Below are 2948 nucleotides of genomic sequence, written 5' to 3' on the forward strand. Positions count from 1 at the left end.
TGAAGATGAAAAAGCTGCTGCATGCACCGTTTACGCTGAAAAAATCCCTGCTCGATCTGATTGCCCGCGAAACCGCGCATGCGGAAGCCGGCAAGCCGGCACACATGATCATCAAGATCAATGCGCTCACCGACGCGAAAATGATCCGCGCGCTGTACAAGGCGAGCATCGCGGGTGTGAAGGTGGACTTGCTGGTGCGCGGCATGTGCTGCCTGCGTCCCGGCGTCCCGGGTGTGTCCGACAACATCAGCGTGCGCTCGATCGTGGGGCGTTTTCTGGAGCACAGCCGGGTGTACTGGTTTGCCAACGGCGGCGACGAGCGCATGTACCTGGCCAGCGCCGACATGATGGAACGCAACCTGGACCGGCGCGTCGAGACCGGCTTTCCGATCGAAGACAAAAAGCTGCGCCAGCGCATTCGCAAGGATCTGGATCTCTACCTCAGCGACAACACCACCGCCTGGCAGTTGCACGAGGACGGCAATTACTCACGCCTGCATCCTGCCGAAGGACACACGCCGCACGACGTGCAGCAGCAATTGCTGGAGAAATATTGCGGCGTCGGCGCGCCGTTGGCGCCCTAGGCAGCAGTACGCGCACGGCGAAGGCCGCAATGACGATGGGGTCATCGCGGGATGACGCCCATCACCTAGCCATGCACATACCGGCGCACCCACTGCACATAGCGGTCGACAAACTCCTGCAGGAACTTGCGCGTGCTCTCCACGCCGATGTTGCCCTCGTCGTCGATCAGTCCGTCGTTGAACTTGAGGTAGACCTCCGGCTGGCCCATCAGGGCCACGTCCAGATACGCCAGCACATTGCGTAGATGCTGCTGCGCCAAGGCCGTGCCGGTGGCGCCCACCGAAATGCCGATCACCGCCCCCGGCTTGCCGGCAAACGCGTTGCTGCCATAGGGACGCGACGCGACATCGATGGCGTTCTTCAGCACGCCGGGCATGGAACGGTTGTACTCGGGCGTCACGAACAACAGCGCGTCCGCTGCCTTGATCTGCGCCTTGAACTGCTGGCATACCGGCGGATAGTCGCTATCGAAGTCCTGGTTATAGAACGGCAGGTTGCCGATATGCACATGCTCGAAGGAGAACTCCGGCGGGGCCAGCCGTTCCACGGCCTTGGCCAGTTTGCGGTTGAAAGAATCCTTGCGCAGGCTGCCGACCAGCACCGCCACCTTGATTGCCGTCATCGTTCTCTCCCATCGGCGCCGGGTAAGCGCGCTCATAGCTTCCATGACGATGCGCTAGCGCCACGAAACTCGGCGTGAAGTGGCGCTCCGCCGGGTATCATGCTCACCCTGGCACGTGTCCTGCATGCCAGAGCGCGTAGTAACGCCACGCGACAGCACGGCCACGATGGCGGTAACGTTTCCGCCATGGCAGCCGGCCACCGCCCGCGGCAGCCCGAGGAAACAGCAGGCCAATAGAACGCCTGCCAGGGTCGCGGCAAGGTCCGGCCAAGACAAGAAACGGAAGCGCAGGAGCACTTCAAGGAATGCAGGGGGTTGAGGTGTCGGGGGAGGCATTGCGCAAACTGGGCTCTCGCCGGGGGTGGCTCGCGGCCGCTGTGGCCGTGCTTTGCCTGCTGGGGTTCTGTCTGGTCCAGGCCGGCGTGAACGCACCGCTCACCGGCGCCTGGCGCGAAGCGGCACTAGGTGACACTCCGGCGTCCGTCATGGATGCATTCCGGCGCGGAACCATGGCGGCCTTCGACCCCTCGCTACTGCAGCGGTTTCCGCGCACGGCGCGCGGCAGCTGGGTGGTATTGCAGCCCGATGCCGCCGATGCAGGAGAGGAGCGCGTCCTGTCCATCTATCCGGCCCCGCTGGGCTCGATCACCCTCTACGATCAACAGGGCGGTGCCCGCACGCTGGCGATGGACGATTTCGACGGTCCCTTCCACGGACATGGCCGCCTGGCGTTCCGGCTCGTCGGCGAAGCGGGCATGTCGCAACCGATCCTGCTGAAGTTCGAGCCCAGCGGCACCCTGGCCGCTCCCGAGCGTTTCGAACTGCAGAACCTCGATGACTTCCTGCTGGAGGATTCCACCTGGCTGGCATTCGCCTCGGCCAGTTTCGCCATCATGGTGGCGATGGCGCTGATGGCGCTGTGCTTTGCCATCATGCTGCGCGACATGACCTTTGCCTGGTACACCGGCTACATGCTGTGCTACGTGCTGGTGCAAGGCGTCGAAACCGGCTTCTTGTTCCATCCGCTGGGCCTGAGCTGGCTGTCCGGATCGGGGGTGCTGGTGGCCGCCTCGGCCGTGGCCTTGTCGGTCTCGTTCGCCTCACTGTTCGTCGTGCGCTTCTGCGACATCCAGCGTTATGCGCCGCCGTTGCGCGTACCCGTGGTGGCGTTGGGTTTCGCCATGCCGCTGATCGTGGTGATGCGCTGCAGCGGCATTTCCGCCCTGGTGCTGATGGCGCAGGTGCTGATCAATCCGCTGCTGATTCTCGGGGCCGTGCTGCTGCTGTTCGCGGCGCTTTTGGCCGGTGCGCGCGGCTCGCGTCAAGCATGGTTCTTTCTTACCGGCTGGACGCCCTTGCTCGTGCTCACCGCCATGACCAGCGCGCAAACCACCGGCGCCCTGCGCGGCCTGGACTGGCTCAACGACGCCAGCATCGGCATGGGTGCGTTCGAAGCCATCGTGCTGTCGCTGGGCCTGGCCGATCGCGCGCTGACCATGCGGCGCGACCGCGACAATGTGCGCGTGCTGGCCGACCGCGACGCACTGACCGATATCTTCAACCGGCGTGCCTGGACCGAAGCGGCCAACCGCATGCTGAGCGATGCAAACGGTACCGAGCGCAGCATTGCGCTGCTGTTTCTGGACCTGGACCATTTCAAGCAGCTCAATGATCTGCAGGGCCACGCGGCCGGCGACCGCGCGCTGGTGGCGGTGGCCGACGTATTGCGCAGCGAGCTACG

At 64.3% G+C, this 2948-nt stretch carries 2 protein-coding genes and 1 pseudogene; 2 read left to right on the forward strand and 1 reads right to left on the reverse strand.

The annotated features are described in order from the left end of the window. A pseudogene (locus VMA74_RS01455) lies at positions 1-584 on the forward strand (RNA degradosome polyphosphate kinase); the annotation flags it as partial. Positions 585-649: 65 nt separating this feature from the next. Here the strand turns inward: VMA74_RS01455 and VMA74_RS01460 are convergent. After that, positions 650-1207 carry an NAD(P)H-dependent oxidoreductase gene (locus VMA74_RS01460; RefSeq protein WP_325364098.1) on the reverse strand — a complete coding sequence of 186 codons (558 nt, stop codon included), beginning with the start codon at positions 1205-1207 and terminating at the stop codon, positions 650-652. A gap of 422 nt (positions 1208-1629) precedes the next feature. Here VMA74_RS01460 and VMA74_RS01465 point away from each other — a divergent pair. Next, positions 1630-2948 (forward strand): diguanylate cyclase (locus VMA74_RS01465; protein WP_325364100.1); only part of this gene is annotated, 1319 nt, incomplete at its 3' end.

This window comes from Dyella sp., assembly GCF_035508675.1.
Lineage (GTDB): Bacteria > Pseudomonadota > Gammaproteobacteria > Xanthomonadales > Rhodanobacteraceae > Dyella_B.

Excerpts from the sequence above, each read along its gene's own strand:
- VMA74_RS01460 (WP_325364098.1), bottom strand. The coding sequence starts at position 1,207 with ATGACGGCAATCAAGGTGGCGGTGCTGGTCGGCAGCCTGCGCAAGGAT.